This window comes from Paenibacillus ehimensis NBRC 15659, assembly GCF_004000785.1.
Taxonomy (GTDB): Bacteria; Bacillota; Bacilli; order Paenibacillales; family NBRC-103111; genus Paenibacillus_G; species Paenibacillus_G ehimensis.
In genome coordinates this window covers 1-18,849 of sequence record NZ_BILX01000082.1, presented here as the reverse complement: position 1 = coordinate 18,849, position 18,849 = coordinate 1, and the positions used below count along the sequence as shown (strand labels likewise).

General features: G+C 54.9%; 16 protein-coding genes. 10 read left to right on the top strand and 6 right to left on the bottom strand.

Annotated elements, in window-relative coordinates:
- Positions 1–68 precede the first annotated feature (68 nt).
- Positions 69–3,344: a non-ribosomal peptide synthetase gene (locus PEH01S_RS29215; RefSeq protein WP_127489672.1), complete on the top strand. Its 3,276-nt coding sequence runs from the start codon at positions 69–71 to the stop codon at positions 3,342–3,344.
- Positions 3,345–3,709: 365 nt separating this feature from the next.
- Here PEH01S_RS29215 and PEH01S_RS29205 read toward each other — a convergent pair whose 3' ends face one another.
- The 3 genes from PEH01S_RS29205 to PEH01S_RS29195 are packed head-to-tail and all read right to left on the bottom strand — an operon-like array spanning position 3,710 to position 6,366.
- A complete protein-coding gene (locus tag PEH01S_RS29205) occupies positions 3,710–4,771 on the bottom strand; it encodes an ABC transporter substrate-binding protein (protein WP_025853262.1) in 1,062 nt (353 codons plus the stop codon).
- 58 nt (positions 4,772–4,829) lie between these two features.
- Positions 4,830–5,594, bottom strand: a complete 765-nt coding sequence (locus PEH01S_RS29200) for an ABC transporter permease (protein WP_036715523.1) — start codon at positions 5,592–5,594, stop codon at positions 4,830–4,832.
- Positions 5,527–6,366 (bottom strand): ABC transporter ATP-binding protein, encoded by an 840-nt coding sequence (locus PEH01S_RS29195; protein WP_025853260.1) that lies wholly within the window; start codon positions 6,364–6,366, stop codon positions 5,527–5,529. The genes PEH01S_RS29200 and PEH01S_RS29195 overlap by 68 nt, the downstream gene beginning before the upstream one ends.
- A 182-nt stretch (positions 6,367–6,548) precedes the next feature.
- On the opposite strand from PEH01S_RS29195, the gene PEH01S_RS29190 reads away from it, so the two are divergent.
- Positions 6,549–7,463, top strand: a complete 915-nt coding sequence (locus tag PEH01S_RS29190; protein ID WP_246063098.1) for a stalk domain-containing protein — start codon at positions 6,549–6,551, stop codon at positions 7,461–7,463.
- Here the strand turns inward: PEH01S_RS29190 and PEH01S_RS29185 are convergent.
- The gene (locus PEH01S_RS29185; RefSeq protein WP_025853258.1) at positions 7,460–8,146 is read right to left on the bottom strand and encodes a response regulator transcription factor; all 687 of its coding nucleotides are present in this window, start codon (positions 8,144–8,146) and stop codon (positions 7,460–7,462) included. The genes PEH01S_RS29190 and PEH01S_RS29185 overlap by 4 nt on opposite strands.
- Before the next feature lie 47 nt (positions 8,147–8,193).
- The gene (locus tag PEH01S_RS29180; RefSeq protein WP_127489670.1) at positions 8,194–9,324 is read right to left on the bottom strand and encodes a sensor histidine kinase; all 1,131 of its coding nucleotides are present in this window, start codon (positions 9,322–9,324) and stop codon (positions 8,194–8,196) included.
- Positions 9,325–9,472: 148 nt separating this feature from the next.
- Here PEH01S_RS29180 and PEH01S_RS29175 point away from each other — a divergent pair, with 148 nt between their 5' ends.
- From PEH01S_RS29175 to PEH01S_RS29160, 4 genes are all read left to right on the top strand, one after another.
- Positions 9,473–10,408 carry an ABC transporter ATP-binding protein gene (locus PEH01S_RS29175; protein ID WP_025853256.1) on the top strand — a complete coding sequence of 312 codons (936 nt, stop codon included), beginning with the start codon at positions 9,473–9,475 and terminating at the stop codon, positions 10,406–10,408.
- Between the two features lie 12 nt (positions 10,409–10,420).
- On the top strand, positions 10,421–11,596 hold the full coding sequence (locus tag PEH01S_RS29170; RefSeq protein WP_127489668.1) for an ABC transporter permease: 1,176 nt from the start codon (positions 10,421–10,423) through the stop codon (positions 11,594–11,596).
- Positions 11,589–12,728, top strand: coding sequence for an ABC transporter permease (locus tag PEH01S_RS29165; protein ID WP_127489666.1), 1,140 nt, complete (start codon positions 11,589–11,591; stop codon positions 12,726–12,728). Before PEH01S_RS29170 ends, PEH01S_RS29165 begins: the two co-directional genes overlap by 8 nt.
- 313 nt (positions 12,729–13,041) lie before the next feature.
- Positions 13,042–13,638, top strand: coding sequence for a hypothetical protein (locus PEH01S_RS29160; RefSeq protein WP_025853253.1), 597 nt, complete (start codon positions 13,042–13,044; stop codon positions 13,636–13,638).
- 100 nt (positions 13,639–13,738) lie between these two features.
- Here the strand turns inward: PEH01S_RS29160 and PEH01S_RS29155 are convergent, their stop codons facing one another.
- On the bottom strand, positions 13,739–14,326 hold the full coding sequence (locus tag PEH01S_RS29155; RefSeq protein WP_127489664.1) for a TetR/AcrR family transcriptional regulator: 588 nt from the start codon (positions 14,324–14,326) through the stop codon (positions 13,739–13,741).
- Positions 14,327–14,345: 19 nt separating this feature from the next.
- Between PEH01S_RS29155 and PEH01S_RS29150 the strand changes: the two genes are divergently transcribed.
- The 4 genes from PEH01S_RS29150 to PEH01S_RS29135 all read left to right on the top strand — a co-directional run.
- Complete coding sequence (locus tag PEH01S_RS29150; RefSeq protein WP_127489662.1) at positions 14,346–15,539, top strand: MFS transporter; 1,194 nt, start codon at positions 14,346–14,348, stop codon at positions 15,537–15,539.
- A gap of 160 nt (positions 15,540–15,699) precedes the next feature.
- Positions 15,700–16,698 carry a LacI family DNA-binding transcriptional regulator gene (locus tag PEH01S_RS29145; protein WP_127489660.1) on the top strand — a complete coding sequence of 333 codons (999 nt, stop codon included), beginning with the start codon at positions 15,700–15,702 and terminating at the stop codon, positions 16,696–16,698.
- A 22-nt stretch (positions 16,699–16,720) separates the two neighbouring features.
- Complete coding sequence (locus PEH01S_RS29140) at positions 16,721–17,989, top strand: nickel pincer cofactor-dependent isomerase, group 22 (RefSeq protein WP_025853249.1); 1,269 nt, start codon at positions 16,721–16,723, stop codon at positions 17,987–17,989.
- On the top strand, positions 17,990–18,849 hold an 860-nt coding region (locus tag PEH01S_RS29135), incomplete at its 3' end, for a gluconokinase (RefSeq protein ID WP_164828068.1).

The following is an 18,849-nucleotide window of genomic DNA, read 5'->3' as shown; positions in this document are numbered from 1 at the left end:
TGTGTGTCCGGGTAATCCGGGCACACACTCCCAATTTTTCACCATAAAGCTCGTAGGGAGGCTGACTTATGAAATCGGTGTTTGAAAAAGAAGAGAGGTATTGGGCCGCAAAGCTTGATGCCGAAGACACAATGAGCTTTTTGCCCTATAGCAAGTCTTCAATAACTGCCGCCGATACGGATCGTAAAGCCAATACCGGCCTTGTTCATCGTATGCTGCCCATTGAGATATCCGAGAGGATCAACGCCTTAGCGAACGGGTCGGACATGGCCGTCTACATGATTTTATTGGCGGGGGTCAAAGGCCTGCTTTATACCTATACCCGTCAAGAAAGTATTTTGGTAGGAATGCCCGCCTTTGCGGAGTCGGCAGAAGAGAATGATTTTCTGGTCATCAAAAACCAGGTGACCCGTGAAAGCACATTGAAATCGCTTTTGGGTCAGATCAAACTGTCTATCAGCGAAGCAATCGAGCATCAGCATATTCCGTTCCGAAGAATGATTCAAGAAATGAATTTTCAGTATAGTTCAACCGGTGCACCGATAGTAAATACTCTGATTTCCTATACAAAAATTCATTCGGATGCGCTGAATCGGGGCTTAGAGGCAGATACGGTATTTCAGTTTGAGTCGGAGGATCGATCCATTCAACTGAAAGTAGGCTTTAATACCAACCGTTACGATCATGATTTTATGATAAAGGTGACCGACCATCTTTTCCGCCTTTTTTCCACCATCTTATTCCAACCGGAAGCGGAAATCGGGCAAGTTGAAGTTTTATCCGATGCCGAGAAGTATGAGCTGCTAACCTTGTTCAACGATACGCAGGCGGATTATCCTCGGGAGCAAACGATTCATAGTCTGTTCGAAGAGCAGGCGGAGCGATATCCAGAGGGGGTGGCGGTTGTTTTTGAAAAAGATCAGCTCACGTACCGTGAGTTGAACGAACGGGCCAATCGTTTGGCGCGAACGCTGCGTGCGAAAGGGGTACAGGCGGACCAATTGGTAGGCATTGCTGCCGAGCGTTCCATTGAGATGGTCGTAGGCATATTGGCTATCTTGAAAGCGGGCGGGGCCTACGTGCCGATCGACCCGGAATATCCGGAGGAGCGTATCCGCTATATGCTGACGGATTCGGGTGCGCAGATTCTGTTGCTTCAAAGCCATTTGCGGGAAATCATCGTTTTTGAGGGAACCATCGTACCGCTGGACGAGGAGCAATCCTATATGGAAGATTCCTCCAACCTGGTTTCTGTCAATAAGCCGACCGATTTGGCTTATGTCATTTATACCTCGGGAACAACGGGCAAACCGAAAGGGACCTTAATCGAACATAAGAATGTGGTGCGGCTGCTGTTTAACAGCAGAAACCTGTTTGATTTCGGACCATCCGATATCTGGACCTTGTTCCACTCCTTCTGCTTTGATTTTTCGGTATGGGAAATGTACGGTGCGCTGCTGTACGGAGGAAAGTTGGTCATCGTGCCGCAGCTGACGGCGAAAAACCCGGCTCAATTCCTGCAGCTGCTAAAACAACACCAGGTCACCATTTTAAATCAGACGCCGACTTATTTTTATCAGCTGCTCCGCGAAGCGTTGGCTGATAACGGTACGGAATTGAGCTTGAGAAAGGTCATTTTTGGGGGAGAAGCCTTAAGTCCGCAAATATTGAAAGAGTGGAGAGTTAGATATCCAGATGTCCAGTTGATCAACATGTATGGAATTACCGAAACAACTGTACACGTGACTTATAAAGAGATTACGGAAGTGGAAATCGAGCAAGGAAAAAGTAATATCGGGCGTCCGATTCCAACATTAAGAGTCTACGTGCTCGATCCGAATCTGAAATGCGTTCCTGTGGGAGTCGCTGGGGAGATGTACGTTTCCGGAGACGGGCTGGCACGAGGTTATTTGCACCGGCCGGAGCTTACGGCGGAAAGGTTTGTGAACGATCCTTTTTTTCCAGGCGAAAGGATGTACAAGTCTGGAGATTTGGCTAGATGGCAGCAGGATGGCAGTATCGAATACTTGGGGCGGATCGACCATCAGGTCAAAATTCGCGGCTACCGGATTGAACTGGGCGAAGTGGAAGCACAGTTATTGAAGATGGAGTCCGTGCAAGAAGCGATCGTTCTGGCTCGGGAGGACGAAAGCGGCCAGAAACAGCTATGCGCTTACTTCGTCGCCGATCGGCAGCTGACGGTAAGTGAGCTCAGGAGCGCGTTGTCTGAAGAAATGCCGGCGTATATGATTCCTGCCTATTTTGTGCAGCTGGAACGCATGCCGCTGACATCAAACGGGAAAACCGACCGCAAGGCATTGCCCGCTCCGGATGGAGACATACATACCGGACTGGAATACGTGGCGCCGCGGACGGCGCAGGAGGCGCAGCTCGCCCAAATCTGGCAAGAGGTGCTCGGCTTGGAGCAGGTTGGCGTGAAGGACAATTTCTTTGCCCTCGGCGGACATTCCTTGAACCTGATGCAGCTTGTTCAGCGGGTATATGCCGAAACGGGGACGGAGCTTCCCATTCATAAAGTGTTTCAAAACCCTTCCGTGGAATCGATGGCGTACGAGATCTGGGAATCCGGGTCCGACAGGGACAGCAGCCATTTCGTGAAGCTGAATAGCGACGGGCCGGTGAACGTTTTCTGCTTCCCGCCGGGAAGCGGCTACGGCTTCAGCTACCTTGAATTGGCGAAGGCGCTGGAAGGCCACTGCGCGTTGTACGCGATCGACTTCATCGACAGCATTGAAGATTACGGCGACATGGTGGAGCGGTATGCCGACGAGGTGATCCGTGTCCAGGGTCAATCGCCTTACGTTTTGCTCGGTTATTCCGTAGGCGGCAATTTGATGTTTGAAGTCGCCAAAGCTCTGGAAAAAAGAGGGTGCCGCGTCTCGGATATGATCATGGTTGATTCCTTGATCAGACAACTCGTCACCGACGCCATGCCTGATGAAGAATTGGAAGACGACATTGTCGAAATTCTTGATCTGGTCGAGGGTATGAAAGAGGGAGCGACGAGAAACCCGCTCATCCGCGACCGGATTCAGCAAAAAGTAAGGGCTTATTTGACCTACGGGGATCAGTTGATTAACACCGGCACGGTGGAGGCGAACATTCACGGGCTGTATACGGAAGAAACCGAAGCCGTGATCCGGGAGCACCATGTGCCGACATGGAGCGAGGCTACCCGCCAAGCTTATAGAGAGTACCGGCTTATCGGGGTTCACGCCAAAGTACTTCATCCCGAGTTCATAGCAGAGAATGCACAAACAATTCAACAGATTGTCCGCCAAATTGCCGGACAGACGGGCGAAGTCCACAAGGTGCTGCTCTGAAACGGAGCAACCCCTTGCCTCCTTGAAAGGGGGCAAAGGGGCGGTACAAGAACGCATGCCTAGGGTGACCTTATGGAAGGCCGTCTCTTGGCTGTGGAAATTATTGCGATTGCAATAGCGATCCTGAAAAATGCACCGATTTTGCTGCTGGACGAGGCAACGTCGCGCTCGATAACGAGTCGGAATATTGGGTGCAGCAAGCCCTGAACGAGCTGATGAAAGGTCGAACGACCATTTTCAATCGCCTGAGCACCGTGGAGAAATGGGAGCCGGGCCAATTCCGGACAGCCGAACAAGCAAAAACAGGCAGAAGCCGATAACGGCTCCTGCCTGTTTTTTTATGCGCTTCTGCGCGGCTCTGGCGTTTATTTGCCCTGCTTCACTTCGTTCAAGAGCGAGAGGTCAAGGAATTTGCTGAGGTCCAGCTCCTCTTTCTTCACGTCCTTGATGTAGCCGGCCTCGATGGAGACGCGGGCCATTTCTTCGATCGCTTCCTTGCTTACGTCCGTCGTCAGATTCAAGTGGGAGATCGCCGCTTTAATCAAGGCGACATCCATTCCTTTTCCGCTGAGCGTCTTCAATTGGTTATTGATCAGTTCATACGCTTTGTCCGGATTCTTCTTGATAAAGTCGATCGCCTCCGCGTTCGCTTGGATCGCTTGCTTCGCCAGCTCGCGATTTTCCTTCAGGAACTTGTCGCCGGCAACGAGAATCGTGAGCGGATAATTGCCGTTGTTTGGCGGAATTTGATCCCACGGCACAATCACTTTGCCGATGCCTTCCTGCTCCATTTGCGTACCCCACGGCTCCGGAATGAGCGTCGCGTCGATTTCTTTCTGGCGCATCGTCACGAGCGTATCGGCCGGGGCGCGGGCGATGATCTGTACGCCGCTCTTATCGGTCGTCACATTCAAATTGTTCTGCTTCAGCAGCAGGCGGAGCGAAATTTCGTTCGTGCTGCCTTTCGTCGGGATGGCCACGGTTTTGCCGACCAAATCCTTGACGCTGTTGATGCCGGAATCTTTACCGGCCACAAGCACGGCGCCACCGTTATTCGAACCGGAAATGACGCGGAAGTTTTTGCTTTTCAGAAATTGGTTCGTCGAAGGTCCGGGACCGACGAAGCCAAGGTCGATCTGATCGGTAGCGAGCGCGGTGGAGAAGTCGGACCCGTTGTCGAACGGCGTCACCTCGATCTTGACGTTCTCGCCCCAGTATTTCTTGAACAAGCCTTGCTCCAGAGCGACGTAGCCCGGCGCGTGGGTGACGTTCTTGAAAATGCCGAGCCGTACCGTTTTCGCCGCGGCCGGTTTGTTCGCTCCTGCGCCTCCGGCTCCGTCTTGCGGCGCCTCCGTTTTGCTTCCGCAGGCGGAAAGCGCAAGTGATGCGGTCAGAACGACCGCCAGCAGTGCAGACCACTTTTTCATCGTACCGTTTCTCTCCTTTGTTGAACATCGGCCGCTCGGCCGTGTTGCCCCCAATTGATTATTTTTTGCCGCTGATCAACCCGTAGCGCAGTAATAGTTTATCCTCAAGCCGCTTGAAGCAAAAGTGGTCGGACACCGTGCCGAGCACGGCGATAATGATCACGATGCAGAGCATGAGCGCCGTATCCGCCAGATTGCGGCCGTCCTGCAGCAGCTGTCCGAGGCCGACGCCTTTGGCGATCAGCTCGCCCGCAACAAGCGCCCGCCAGGCAAAAGCCCAAGCGACGCGAACGCCGGTAATCATATGCGGGAACGCGGCGGGGACCATGATTTGGTAAAACATGCGCATGCCGTCACCGGTTCCCATCGTTTGCGCCGCCTTGATATAAATGGAAGGGATATTTTTGATCCCCGTCCGGCTGGCCATCGCCATCGTCCACGTCGCGCCCAGCATGGTGATGAAGATAACCGAGAAATCGTTCATCCCGAACCAGATGATGGCAAAAGGCAGCCAGGCGATACTCGGAATCGTCTGCAGCGCCACGACCAGAAAGCCGATCGTGTCGTCGATCAGACGGTACCGGGCGAACAGGAAGCCGAGCACCGTGCCGACCAGAATCGAAACGACAAACGCGAGCAGAAGCCGTTTCAGGCTTTGATACGTCGCTTCAAGCAGCTGCCCGTGGACGAATCCGTCGTAGAACGCTTGAAATGTCTGGGTGACGGAAGGGAACTTCCAGCCCCAGTCGAATATTCTAAATCCCGCTTCCCACGCTATCAAGAGCAGAACCAGGAAGAGGCCCCTTCTTAATGCTGTACTCATCGCCCATCTCCTCCTTTACCACTTTTTCCAGCTCGTCGGCCAGCGCATCCATAATGCTGGCTTCCACGTGATGCAGGACGGAGTCGGCGTAATCGCGGGGACGCGCCGCCTGAACGGCGAATTCCTTCTTGATCTTCCCGGGACGGGTCGACATGACCAGCACGCGGTCTGACAAGATAACGGCTTCGCGGATGTTATGCGTAATGAACAGGATCGTTTTGCGCGTCCGCATCCAAATTTCTTCAAGCTCCTTATGCAGAATGAGCCGGGTCTGTTCGTCCAGTGCTGCAAAAGGCTCATCCATCAGCAAAATTTCCGGGTCCATCGCCAGCGCCCGGGCAATGGCCGCTCGCTGCTTCATCCCGCCCGACAGCTCGTGCGGATAGCGGTCCGCGAATTTGCTCAAATGCACCGCCTTAATCTGCTCCATTGCCAGAGCTTCGCGTTCCTTTTTGCCGATGCCTTTTTGCTTGAGTCCGAACGCGACGTTATCCAGCACCGTCAGCCACGGGAACAAGGCGTGCTCCTGGAAGACGACGACGCGGTCGGGCCCCGGCGCGCTGCAGGGCTTGCCGTTCACCGTAATGGTTCCCTGCTCCGCTTGCTCCAGACCGGCGACCAGATTGAGCAGCGTGGACTTGCCGCATCCCGACGGGCCGAGCAAGGAGACGAACTCGCCCTTGCGGATCGTCAGGGAAACGTTGTCAATGGCGGTAAAGCTGCCGCCGGTACGCTGATGGAACGTCTTGCTGACGTCTTTGATTTCAATCAATGGATTCACTCTCCTCGAAGAGACATGAAAAAACGCAAAATCAACTATACCAACTTATTTTATAGGAATTAGGTGTATTGTCAACTACAAATTTTGCAGGATTTCGCGGTCTTTTGTCGAATGATAGAGGCAGACCACATTTTTCCTATTTATATAGAAAGGTATGGGTGTGAATGAAGCGAATGAAGCGAGTCGCGGCGCTGGCTGCGATCATTAGCGGAGCGTTCGCCGCCGGCGTTTATGCCGAGGATGTTTTGCAGCGGGTAGACGCTTACCTGCGTCCCGATTTCAATCTCGTCCTGGACGGGGAGCCCGTCAAGCTGTCGGAATCGCCGCTGGTGTACAAGGACAAGAGCTACCTGCCGCTGGCCGATCTGACCCGGCTGCTTGGCGCCAACCTGCTCTGGAGAGAAGATACGAAGACGATCTACATCAACAGCAGGATCAATCCCGAGCAGAAGCCGGAGGATTCGAACCAGGAATACGAATCGATCGAGCTGTCCGACCCGTACTCGATCACGCTCAAGTACCTTGGGGCCGAATACCCGATGCTTCTGACGTACAACAAGAAGAATTTGTCCGCCTATGTTCCGTATTACAGAGAAACCGACGTCAAACGGATGGGAATCGATACGAGCGGCTTGAAGAAAGCGCGGGAGCGCCTGACCGGCGTGGTGTACATCAATGAGCAGGAGCTGAAGAAGCGCTGGCGGCAGAACCCGGAGCAGGTGTATTCCACCAATGGCGACAATTACATCATCAACGGGGAAGTCAGTCCGAAAAAGATCGATGCGCTGCGGACGTACATCAAAAATTCGCAGATGCTCAAGTATGGGGAAATGGTGTTTTACCAAAAAGCGGTCATTATCGACAAGCGCGAGGAAGAGGACGAATACGATTACTTGTTCCACGAAACCGTGCAGCTGCCTGTCGCTCCGAACAGTCCGCCGCCGCCGAACGGAGGTGTGGTCAAGCGGTTTATGCTGGGGCGTGTGAAGCTGACGAAAAACAATGCTTCCTCCGAGCTCAGCTACACGGTCAACATGATCGACCGCATCGATTTGCAGGAGGAAGCCAACAAACGGGGCACACGTTAAGCTTCGTGTTTCCAATAGAGAATGGCGATTTGCGTCCGGTCTCTCAGGCCGAGCTTGCTCAAAATCTCCGATATGTAATTTTTGATCGTCCCTTCGCTCAGGAACAATTCCTGGGCGATTTCTTTATTGGACAGCCCTTCCGCGATTTTCTCGACCACCTGCTTCTCCGTCGGGGTAAGGCCGTACGATTCGAACCTGGCAAACGGGTCCTTGCGGCTCTGCGTCACTTGCTCCGAAGCCGCCTCGGCTTGCGCGGAAGATTGGGGGTGAATCCAGCCGGTCAGCTTGCGGGCGATATCCGGATGGATGAGCCAATTGCCTTGGTGAACCGTTTTGATACCTTGCACAATACGGTCCGGCGGGATATTCTTGAGCAGGTAGCCGCTTGCGCCGTTGCGCAGCGCCTCGATGATATAATCGTCGTCGTCGAAGGTCGTCAGAATGAGCACGCGGGTGTCGGGCGACGTCTGCTTGATCTTCAGCGTGCCTTCGACCCCGGAGCAGTTAGGCATGCGAATATCCATCAGCACGACGTCGGCGGTTTGTCCGTCGGTAAAAAAGCGGTGGGCTTCATTTCCGTCGCCGCACGCTCCCACGACGCTTAATCCCGGATCCAGCTCCAAAATCATTTTCATGCTTTCGCGGATAAACGGGTCGTCGTCAACAATCAATACTCGAATCATGGCAGTTTACCCGCCTCCTCATGGTTGGAATCTTTCATCGGTGTCCCTTATGACGAACCGGGCGTCGGCACGCGGGTCGTGACGGCGAACCGGCCGCCGGTTTCAATGAGCAGCTCTCCGCCTACCAGCCGCGTCCGTTCCTCCATGCCGCTGAGACCGAGTCCCTTGGCCATAGCGTCCGGATCCGGCAGCGTTCCGTTATTGGAAACGGTCATGGAGACGTTGGACTCCTCGAAGCTCAGCTCGATCAGCACCTCGGTAGCCTGCCCGTGACGAAGAGCGTTGGTCACGGCTTCCTGAGCATTCCGGTAAAGCACGATTTCCAGACTCGGATAGAGCGGGCGCGGCATGCCGGCGATTTCGCTGCGGATTTGAAGCTGGGGATCGGCTGCGAACCCCTCGATCAGCCGCTGAAGCGAGAAGCTCTGTCCCTCCTCGGCCGGCGGCTTCATCCGCCGGACCGTCCGCCGCAGCGTATCCATCGCTTCCGTCAGCTGATCCCGGACGATCCGGGTCATCTCCATGCCCTTCTCCGGCTGGCCGGGCGAAATCCGGATGATCGCTTCCAGCATCATCTTCAGCCGGATCAGCTTATGTCCGAGATCGTCGTGAATTTCGTGCGATATGCGGGTCCGCTCCTCCGTCTGGGCCAACTGCTCCACCTTGCCGGCGTATTCGACAAGCCTTCTGCGGGCGGCATCCAGCTCGTAGGCTTTGCTTCGCAGTTCGTCGTATACCTGCTCCAGCTCCCGCTTCCGGTCGCCGGTTTCCGCCCAACCGTACAGCAGCAGCGCGCCGGTGGCAAGCAGCAGATTGGCCGTAAGCTTCAGCTCCATGTCGGGATGGGCGGTAAGCGAGACGTTCAACAGCAGAGCCTGCAGCGCAAGCAGAAACCAGCGGAGGCCCGAGCGCTCCTTCAGCATATAGGCCGTCAACGTGGAGTAATGACAGGCGAACATCATCCCTTCCATTTGCAGGCTGAGCCAGGTGACGAACAGCATTTCGGCCGCAGCCGCCAAGTTCTGCGCCCGCCCCGGAAGCCAGGAGCGGCTTATTTCGGCGACGGCCAGCAGGACCAGCGTATAAAAAGTGAGCTGCCCGCTTCGTTCGAGCGGCAGCATATAAGCCGTGCTGACGGCGGGAAAAAGAATTAGTGCGTAACGCAGCAATAACAGCATTCCTTATGCGCCTCCATATGCGATTATATCATAAGGCGGGCTTTCATGACTTTCGTCATTCCCAACAAATGACGAAAGCTACCTGTTTCGCGCCTTGAAGGGCGGTACAATACAATCAAGCACATCACCTTACAAGGAGCGGACGCGTGTGTCATTTATCGAAATCAGAGATGTCGTCAAACGGTACGGCGGCAACATTTCCGTAGATCATCTGAATTTAAGCATCCGGCAGGGGGAAGTATTCGGTCTGCTCGGACCGAACGGCGCCGGGAAAAGCACCACGATCAAAATGCTCTGCGGGCTGCTCAAAATCGATCAAGGCGAAATGCGGATCGAAGGCGTTTCCGTTGCCGCCAGCCCGTTGGAGATCAAGCGGAAGATCGGACTTGTGCCGCAGGAGCTCGCGATTTACGAGAACTTGACGGCGAGGGAAAACGTCACGTTTTTCGGCAAGCTGTACGGTCTGCGCGGGGAGCTGCTGCGCGAGCGGGTGCAGGAAGCGCTGGAATTCGTGGGGCTGTCGGACCGGCAGGGCGATAAGCCGGGCGCTTATTCGGGAGGGATGAAGCGGCGGCTGAACATCGCGTGCGCGATCATGCACCGGCCGAAGCTGATCATCATGGACGAGCCGACGGTTGGAATCGATCCGCAATCCCGCAACCATATTCTCGATTCGGTCCGCAAGCTGAACCAGATGGGCTCGACCATCATTTATACGAGCCATTATATGGAAGAGGTGGCCGCTATCAGCACGCGGGTCGGCATTATCGATCACGGTCACTTGATCGCGTGCGGCACGCAGGAGGATTTGCGGGCGCTCGTCTCCTCGGACGAGAAGCTGATCGTCAAAGTCGCCGAGGTCAAAGAAGAGGCCGTGGCCGAGCTGCAGGCACATCCGCGCATCCGGCAGGTGGCGAGAGACGACCGGACGCTTGAAATTTATTTGCCGTCCTCGCCCAATTCACTGCAGGACATCTTGTATATTTTATCGAAGCATCAGGTCGTCATTCAATCGCTGACCCGCGTGGAGCCGGACCTGGAGGCGCTGTTCCTGTCCTTGACGGGACGGACGCTTCGGGATTAGGGGGCGGAAAGCATGCGCGTTTTATGGACCGTGGCCGGTTACGAGCTTCTCCGGCTAAGCCGCATCAAAGTGGTGATGCTCGTTTTGTTTTTGCTGCCGCTGCTTCTGATCTTCATTCTGGGCGCTGCGCTCTCCAAGGAATTTAAAGCGGAGGATGTCAAGATTACGCCCGTGAAGGTCGCTGTGGTGAACCAGGATCAGAGCCGGTGGAGCGGGCCGCTCAAAGCGTATTTGGACCATCCGAAAACTAAGGAAATCCTCCAGACGCAGGAAGCGCCCAGCCGCGAGGAAGCGGTGCGCGCGCTGCAGGAGGGAAGAGCCGAATACGGTTTGATCGTGCCAGAGGGCTTCGGAGAAGCTTTGCTGCAGGGTAAACCGGCTTCGTGGGAGCTTATAGCAGGCAAAGACCGGGGACAGAACCTGATCGCCGAGACGGCGCTGGAAAGCTATCTTGCTTACGCAAACAGCATACAGGCTGCCGCCCTGACTTTGGGGCCGCAGGCCGTAATGACTCATCCGGCAGACACATCCGTCTATACCGGTGTCTCTGAATCATTCATAACGAAGGGCAAGCTGGGAAACGAGGGCAAGGAGTATACGGCGCTTCAATATTATGCCGTCTCGATGCTCGTCATGTTCATGCTGTACGCCGGGATGACCGCATCTATCAGCCTGGTAAACGAGCGTGAGGACCATACGCTTTTCAGACTTGGTTCCATGCCGGTGACAATGGATCAGATCATGTGCGGCAAAATGCTCGGGAATGGGCTGCTGACCTTGTTCCAGGCGTTTGTCATCATCGGAGTGACCCATTTTGCCTATGGTGTCAATTGGGGGAATCGCCCGGCCATTCTGCTTGCGGTATGTCTGGCCGTCACGCTGGCTTCGATGGCCCTGGCGATGCTAAGCTCGCTATACTGCCGCAACATCAAGTCGGTGACGATGGCGTTCCAAATCGTCATTATGCTGATGACCTTTTTCAGCGGGGGCTTTGTTCCGCAGGTAGGGGCGCTTGAGCGGATCGGGCAGTTTACGGTCAATTATTGGGCCATGCAAAGCATCCTCCAGTCGATGCTGGATGGAAGTCCGCAGCTTGTGCTGCATCATGTTACGGTTTTGGCTGCGATCGCCGCCGCGCTGGCGGCCGTTGCCTTCGCGGCATACCGGAAGGTGGGATACCGTGAATAGTCTGTTTATCGCCCTCAATTTAATCAAAAGAACGATCGGAAACCGGAGAGGCTTCCTGTTGTTTATCGTTGCCCCGGCTTTGATCGTGTCGCTGATTATCGGCTTTTCCGCAAAGAAGGACGAGAAGGCCTCCGTCCTTTATATCAATTCGGACGAAGGAGCGGTAGGCCGGCATCTTTTGCGGGAGCTGGAGCATACCGGCCGCTATCGGCTTTCCACAGCACCAACCCCCGACGCGATGAGAACGGCGGTGATCGAGCACAAAGCGGATGCGGCATTCATCATCCCCGCCGGCTTCTCCCAAGGGTTGAAGGAAGGCCGCGCCATGCGCGTGGAGCTGTTGGAGCTGTCGATGAGCGAGTCGTCCTTCACGCTTCGGATGAGCTTGGACCAAACGATCCGTCAGGTAAGCGCGTCACTGCGCGCGCTGGACGCTTCAGGCCAGGCCGACGACCGGCTGAATCTCGTTCTGGAGCAGGTGGAGAAGCATCAGGTTCGTGCGGCACGCACTGATTACGGCTGGTACGCCAGTCCGTCACTCGGCCTTGCTACGGGTATCCTGCTGATGTTCCTGATGGGCCTGGTCAACAACTCCGTCTCCATCATGGTCGAAGACCGGAAGCAAAAAACGATGACCCGAATGTTTACGGCTCCTGTCCGCGCCTACGAAATCATGCTCGGCAATTTCCTCGGCAGTTTCGCAGTTGGAACGCTGCAAATCGTGCTCGTATTGACGTTTACCCGGTATGTGATGAACTTTTCGTACGGGCTGCCTTTCATGCAGCATCTTCTTGTGATGGAGTGCTTTCTGCTGGCGGTCATAGGCATCGGCAGCGCGGTGGCCGGATTGATCCGCAACAGCGAAAATATTGGCGCCGTGAACTCGATGGTAGCGGCACCGACCTGCATGCTCGGGGGCTGCTTCTGGCCGGTATCGATCATGCCCGAGTTCATGCAGAAGCTGGCCAATTTCGTGCCGCAGACTTGGGCGATCGAGGCCATTCGCAGGCTCGGCTCGGGGCAAGGGCTGGGGGATGTCGCCATGCATCTGGGCGTGCTGGGACTTTTCGCACTGGTGCTGCTCGGCATCGGCTCCGTCGTCATGAAGCCGGGCGAAACGGAAGCCGGTTAGCGCGGGAGGCAATCGAATATACGTCAAGACGTCTTCGCCTTGGGGCGGAGGCGTTTTTCGTTTCGGAGTTTCGGAGATACAGCGGCCACAAAAAAATAGGTTAAAAAAACGTTAAAAAAATCAATAATCCAAGTTGCTAAATCATATGATTCATAATAAGATAGAACTAAGAAACAGAATAGTCAGAAAATTCTATCAAAGAGATAAACATGTTCACTAGCGTTCACGCCAATACACACGCCGGCAGCAGCACGGGCCGAACCAGAAGACGTCGCTGTTCATTAAGCAAGATATCATCAAGGAGGGGATTGCCGTGAGCAAGAGTCATGAAGTGGAATATTGCAACCTTGAGTTACGGTTTGACCGTCGGCTAATCCGTAACTTCATCAAAACGCTCATTCAAGAAGGCTATTCGCTCTATTGGAACGAGAGCGACCAACAGTTTATCGTCTCGATCCGGACCGGGCGCAAGCTGGTGAAACTGCGGTTTCAGCGGATCGGAGAGCGATATAAAATTGTGGGCAATTATTCCTTCAAAGACGAAAAGCTGGCGGAGCTGATGGAAAAGATGATCGGTGATACCCGCGGACACGCGGTAGTAAAGCGCTTTAAAGACCGGCAGATTCTGATTGAAAACATCATGTTCGGCGAAATCATCCGTATGGTTGAAATTTCGGGGGTGGAACATAAGGTGTTATTCCAAAAGGAACCAGTGGTCACGGTGGAAGAAATGATGCAGGCGTTCCGGTCCAGACGGCCGGATGAACGGATTCCGGTGCTGCGGCTGGAGCTGGATTACGAGCTGGCTACGCTGCATGACGCGCTTCAAGAGGGAGACGGAGAAACGGTCGAACGATGTAAGGAAAGGCTCATGGAACTCCGGCAGGAGATGCTGCTGCTCGAAATGTAATATCATACGGCTGCGAAGGGGCGATGGCGGAGCATTCCGCAGCGCAGCGGGCAGCCGCTGAACGGCCTGTGCGGGTAGGAGCACAGGCCTTTTTGACGTGTTATATAACGGGCCGGGAACGAATTCCTTCAAATGCATTCATCACCAGCTGCTGGACATAAGCATCGTCCAATGTTTCGCCTGTCACAAGCAAGCGATAGAAAATCGGTCCGTAAATGAGATCGATGCATACGCCAATATCAAGATTTTTTTTCAATTCCCCGCGATGAACCCCTTTTTCCAAAAGCTGCCTGGCCTCAAGCCGGCGGGGCTGGAAATATCGGGCCCGATAGGCTTCAGCCAATCCGGAATCAAACTGCCCTTCGCCTAATAACTCCGTAATGATGGTCCCTTCCCGACTGGTCAAAAAACGGGTTACATTCGTAGCGTGAATGAGAATATCGTTCAATGCCGAGCCCGTATCAGGCACGGGTAACCTTGCCGAGGCGGCGGATAGAAAACCGTCCATGACAACGGCAGCCTTGTTAGGCCACCATTTATAAATCGTGGCTTTGCTAACTTTGGCGCGATCTGCAATCTTTTCAACCGTGACCGCTGCAAAGCCATTTTCCAACAATAATTCGTAGGAAGCGGAAAGGATAGACTTTTGAGTTTCGACATTACGCGGCCGACCTCTCTTTATTTCCAAAATAAGGAGTTGTTTAAAAATGACTGGTTCAAATAAACAAGCAATCGAGAAAAATATTCCGACGTGGCTTACCCTTCTTCTGGCGACGGCATGCGGGATCATTGTAGCCAATCTTTACTATGCACAGCCCTTGGTGGGGTTAATCAGCTCTTCAATCGGGCTCTCCGAAGGCAGTACTGGCTTTATTGTAACGCTAACGCAGATCGGATATGCTGTCGGCTTGCTGTTTGTCGTGCCTTTGGGAGATATTGTTGAAAACCGAAGGCTGATCGTCGTATCGTTACTTCTTACAGCTATAGCCCTTGCAGCTGCCGCTATGGCCGAACACCCATTGCTTTTCTTAGGGGCTTCCCTTTTTATCGGGTTGGGTTCAGTTGCGGCACAAGTGCTGGTACCTTTCGCTTCCTACCTGGCCACAGAAAATACACGCGGCCGTGTTGTCGGTAATATCATGAGCGGTCTGTTGCTTGGAATCATGCTGGCACGTCCCTTGTCCAGTCTGGTAGCCGACTTCTTGGGCTGGCATGCCATATTCGCTTTGTCTGCCTCAGCCGTTGTTATTTTGGCGATCGTTCTGTCGAAAGTGCTGCCTGCAAGAAAGCCAGCGACAACCACGCGCTATGCAGCTTTGCTTGGTTCGATGTGGCACTTGCTGCGAACGACGCCGGTCTTACGCCGCCGCGCGGCATATCATGCGTGTGTGTTTGCGACCTTCAGCTTATTTTGGACAACGGTTCCATTGCTGTTATCCAGCCCGGTTTTTCATTTTTCGCAGAAAGCCATTGCGTTGTTTGCACTTGCCGGTGTCGCGGGTGCGGTAGCGGCCCCCGTTGCCGGACGGCTGGCTGATCGCGGCTGGACGAGACGCGGAACATGGATAGCGCTCGCTGCGGTCATCATTTCTGTTTTGTTGCCGCTTATGATTCAAACCGGCTCGCCCGTCGGAATAACCGTTCTTGTCATTTCAGCCATATTATTGGATGCCGGAGTATCCGCAAATCTTGTGCTTGGACAACGCGCGATCTTTTCCCTGGGACCGGAAATCCGCAGCCGTCTGAACGGGCTTTTCATGGCTATTTTCTTTTTTGGCGGCGCGATCGGATCCGCAATCGGGGGATGGGCGTACGCCTCGGGGGGGTGGAGTACAGCATTATGGATTGGAACAGCTTTCCCGGTCGTGGCCGCGCTTTATTTTGCCACAGAGAAGAAGTAGCTCCATAAGCAGCCTTCTTTAAGCGATACTTAACTTTTACAAAAGGGAATTCGTCGATGGACATGCAATGTACAAAATTCCGTTTTAGGCGGAAGATGCGCAAGAAAATAGCATTGTTAACGTGTGCATTTCTATGTTATGATGAAGGAGAGGTGGTCCCATGAGTGTTACGATCAAAGACATCGCCAAACTGGCCGGCGTGTCGCATACGACCGTTTCCCGGGCATTGAACGATAGCCCGCTGATCAACCCGGAAACGAAAGAGCGCATCAAAGCGATTGCGGGAAGCATGAACTATACGCCGAATTACAGCGCGCGAAGCCTGGTGCTGGATCGATCATACAATTTAGGGCTGTTTTTTACAACCCTGCATACCGGTACTTCCGCCGGATTTTTGTACGAGGCCATCAAAGGCGTGAACGACGTCATTAAAGACGACTACAACTTGATCGTCCGGGGGATTGACGATTACAAGAGCTTCCATAAGGTGAACCGTAAAAATTTCGACGGCATCATCGTTATGAGCCAAAGCGAAAGCGACCAGTCGTTCATCGAATATGCATCGGACAAAGAAATTCCGCTTGTGGTGCTGAACCGGCCTGTCGAGAGCGTCCAAGTGATGAACTTCGTCCCAGATGACCAGAGCGGCGCTTACCGGCTGACGGAATACCTGGTGCAGCAGGGACACCGCCATATCGCCATTATCGAGGGGAAAAAGGGGTTCAAATCGACGCAAGCCCGCCGCGACGGCTATTGCGAGGCGCTCCGCAAGCACGGGATCTCCGTCCCGGAAACGTATTTCGTCAGCGGCAATTACGATCTGGAAAGCGGTCACGCGGCCATGAGCAAGCTGCTGGAGCTGCCCGACCGGCCGACCGCCGTCTTTTGCTGCAACGACGATATGGCGCTCGGTGCGGTGAAAGCCGTGACGGAGCGGGGCTTGTCGGTGCCGGAGGACATCTCGGTGGCGGGCTTCGACGACCACCTGTTCTCGGCTTTTATGTCGCCTGCGCTGACCACGGTCCGCAGACCGATCGAAGAGCTGAGCCGGGCCGGAGCGGAGAAGCTTCTGAAGTTCATCGAGACGAAGCATTCGGAAAAATCGGTCGTTCTTTTCCATACGGAGCTGGTCATCCGCGACTCCGTCAAATCCTTATAATTCGTTTGGGGAGGCAAGTAATATGAGCGTACTCAGAACGCTTCTGCAAGACATCCCGATTCCGCAAATGGTCCGTATCCGTCAAAAATTCGACGGAACCCGGCTGGAGCGCCCGACCGAGGATTTGGAGCGCGAGCTGGCGAAGCCCGGCGCCATCGACCGGATCAAGCCGGGCCAGCAGGTGGCCGTAGCGGTAGGGAGCCGCGGCGTGGCGAACATCGCCGCCTTCACCCGGACGACGATCGATGCGATCAAACGGGCGGGCGCCCATCCGTTCATCGTCCCCTGCATGGGCAGCCACGGCGGCGCGACCGCCGAAGGGCAGAAGGAAGTGCTTCATCATCTCGGCGTCACGGAGGAAGCGATGGGAGTGCCGATCCGCTCGACGATGGAAGTCGTGCAGATCGACCAGCTGCCGAACGGCCTTCCGGTTTACGTCGACAAGTACGCTTACGAGGCGGACGCCATCGTCGTCATCAACCGGGTGAAGCCGCACACCGCCTTCCGCGGCAAAATCGAAAGCGGCATTATGAAAATGATTTCCATCGGGCTCGGCAAGCAAAAAGGAGCGGAAGCGTGCCACCAGCTCGGCTTCAAATATATGGCTGAAAACGTGCCGGCCATGGCGCGGATTATGCTTGAGAAGCTGCCAATCCTGTTCGGCGTGGCGCTGGTGGAAAATGCATACGACGAAACGTGCATCGTCGAAGTGCTGCCCGCAGCCCAAGTGGAAGAACGCGAAATGGCGCTGCTCGAGATCGCCAAGGCCCGGCTGCCGAAAATTTTGTTCGATCAAATCGACGTGCTGGTTATCGATTACATCGGCAAAAACATCAGCGGCGACGGCATGGACCCGAACATTACCGGCCGTTATCCGACGCCGTATGCGCATGGCGGCCCCGATGTGTCCAAGATGGTGGTGCTTGACACGACGCCGGAAACGAAAGGCAATGCCAACGGCGTCGGCACGGCCGATTTCACGACGCAGCGGCTGGTCGACAAGATGGATTTGGCCGCGACTTACGCTAACGGCCTGACTTCCACGGTGTGCGCGCCGACCAAAATCGCAACGACGCTCGAAAACGACCTGTACGCGATCAAAGCCGCGGTTAAAACATGCAATATTTTGGATTATACCCAATGCCGGCTGGTGCGTATACGGGATACGCTGCATTTGGGCGAAATCGAAATTTCGGTCAACCTGCTCGAGGAAGCCAAGCTTCATCCGGACATCGAGATTTTGACCGACCCGTACGATCTGCCATTCAACAGCGAAGGGAATCTGGTATAAATGAGCGGTTTGTCTGTACCCAAGCCTTACATTATCGCCGCGGATATCGGCACGACGAGCACCAAGACGCTGGTGATCGACCGGAGCGGCCGCGTGCTCGCTTCCCATGCGGTGGAGTATCCGCTTTACACGCCCAAACCGGACATGGCCGAGCAGGACCCGGAAGAAATTTTTCAAGCGGTTCTTACCGCCATTCGCGCAGTCGTCAGCAAAGCGGCCATTCTGCCCGGGCAAGTGCTGTGCGTCTCGTTCAGCTCGGCGATGCACAGCCTGATCGCGGTGGACCGCGAATTGCAGCCGCTGACGCGCTGCATTACGTGGGCGGACAACCGCAGCGTAGGCTACGTCAAAGTGCTGAAGGAAGAGCGGAACGGCCATGACATTTACCGGAATACGGGCACCCCGATTCATCCGATGTCGCCGCTGCTGAAGCTGATGTGGTTCAGGGACAACCGGCCGGACCTGTTCGAGCAGGCGCATAAATTTATCGGCATCAAGGAATACGTGTTCGGCAAGCTGTTCGGCAAGCTGGTCATCGACTATTCGCTGGCAAGCTGCACCGGGTTGTTCAACCTCCGGGAGCTGGCGTGGGATAAGCAGGCGCTCGAAGCGTGCGGCGTCCGGCCCGAACAGCTGTCGGAGCCCGTATCGACCACGCATGTGCTGCAGGGGCTGACCGCAGGACATGCAGCTTCGATGGGCCTCTCGGCGGATACGCCTTTTGTCGTTGGCGCGTCCGACGGCGTGCTGGCCAACCTGGGCGTCGGCGCTTTCGAGCCGGGCGTTTACGCGGTGACGATCGGGACCAGCGGCGCAGTCCGCGGCGTCGTGCGCGAGCCGATAACCGATCCGAAGGGCCG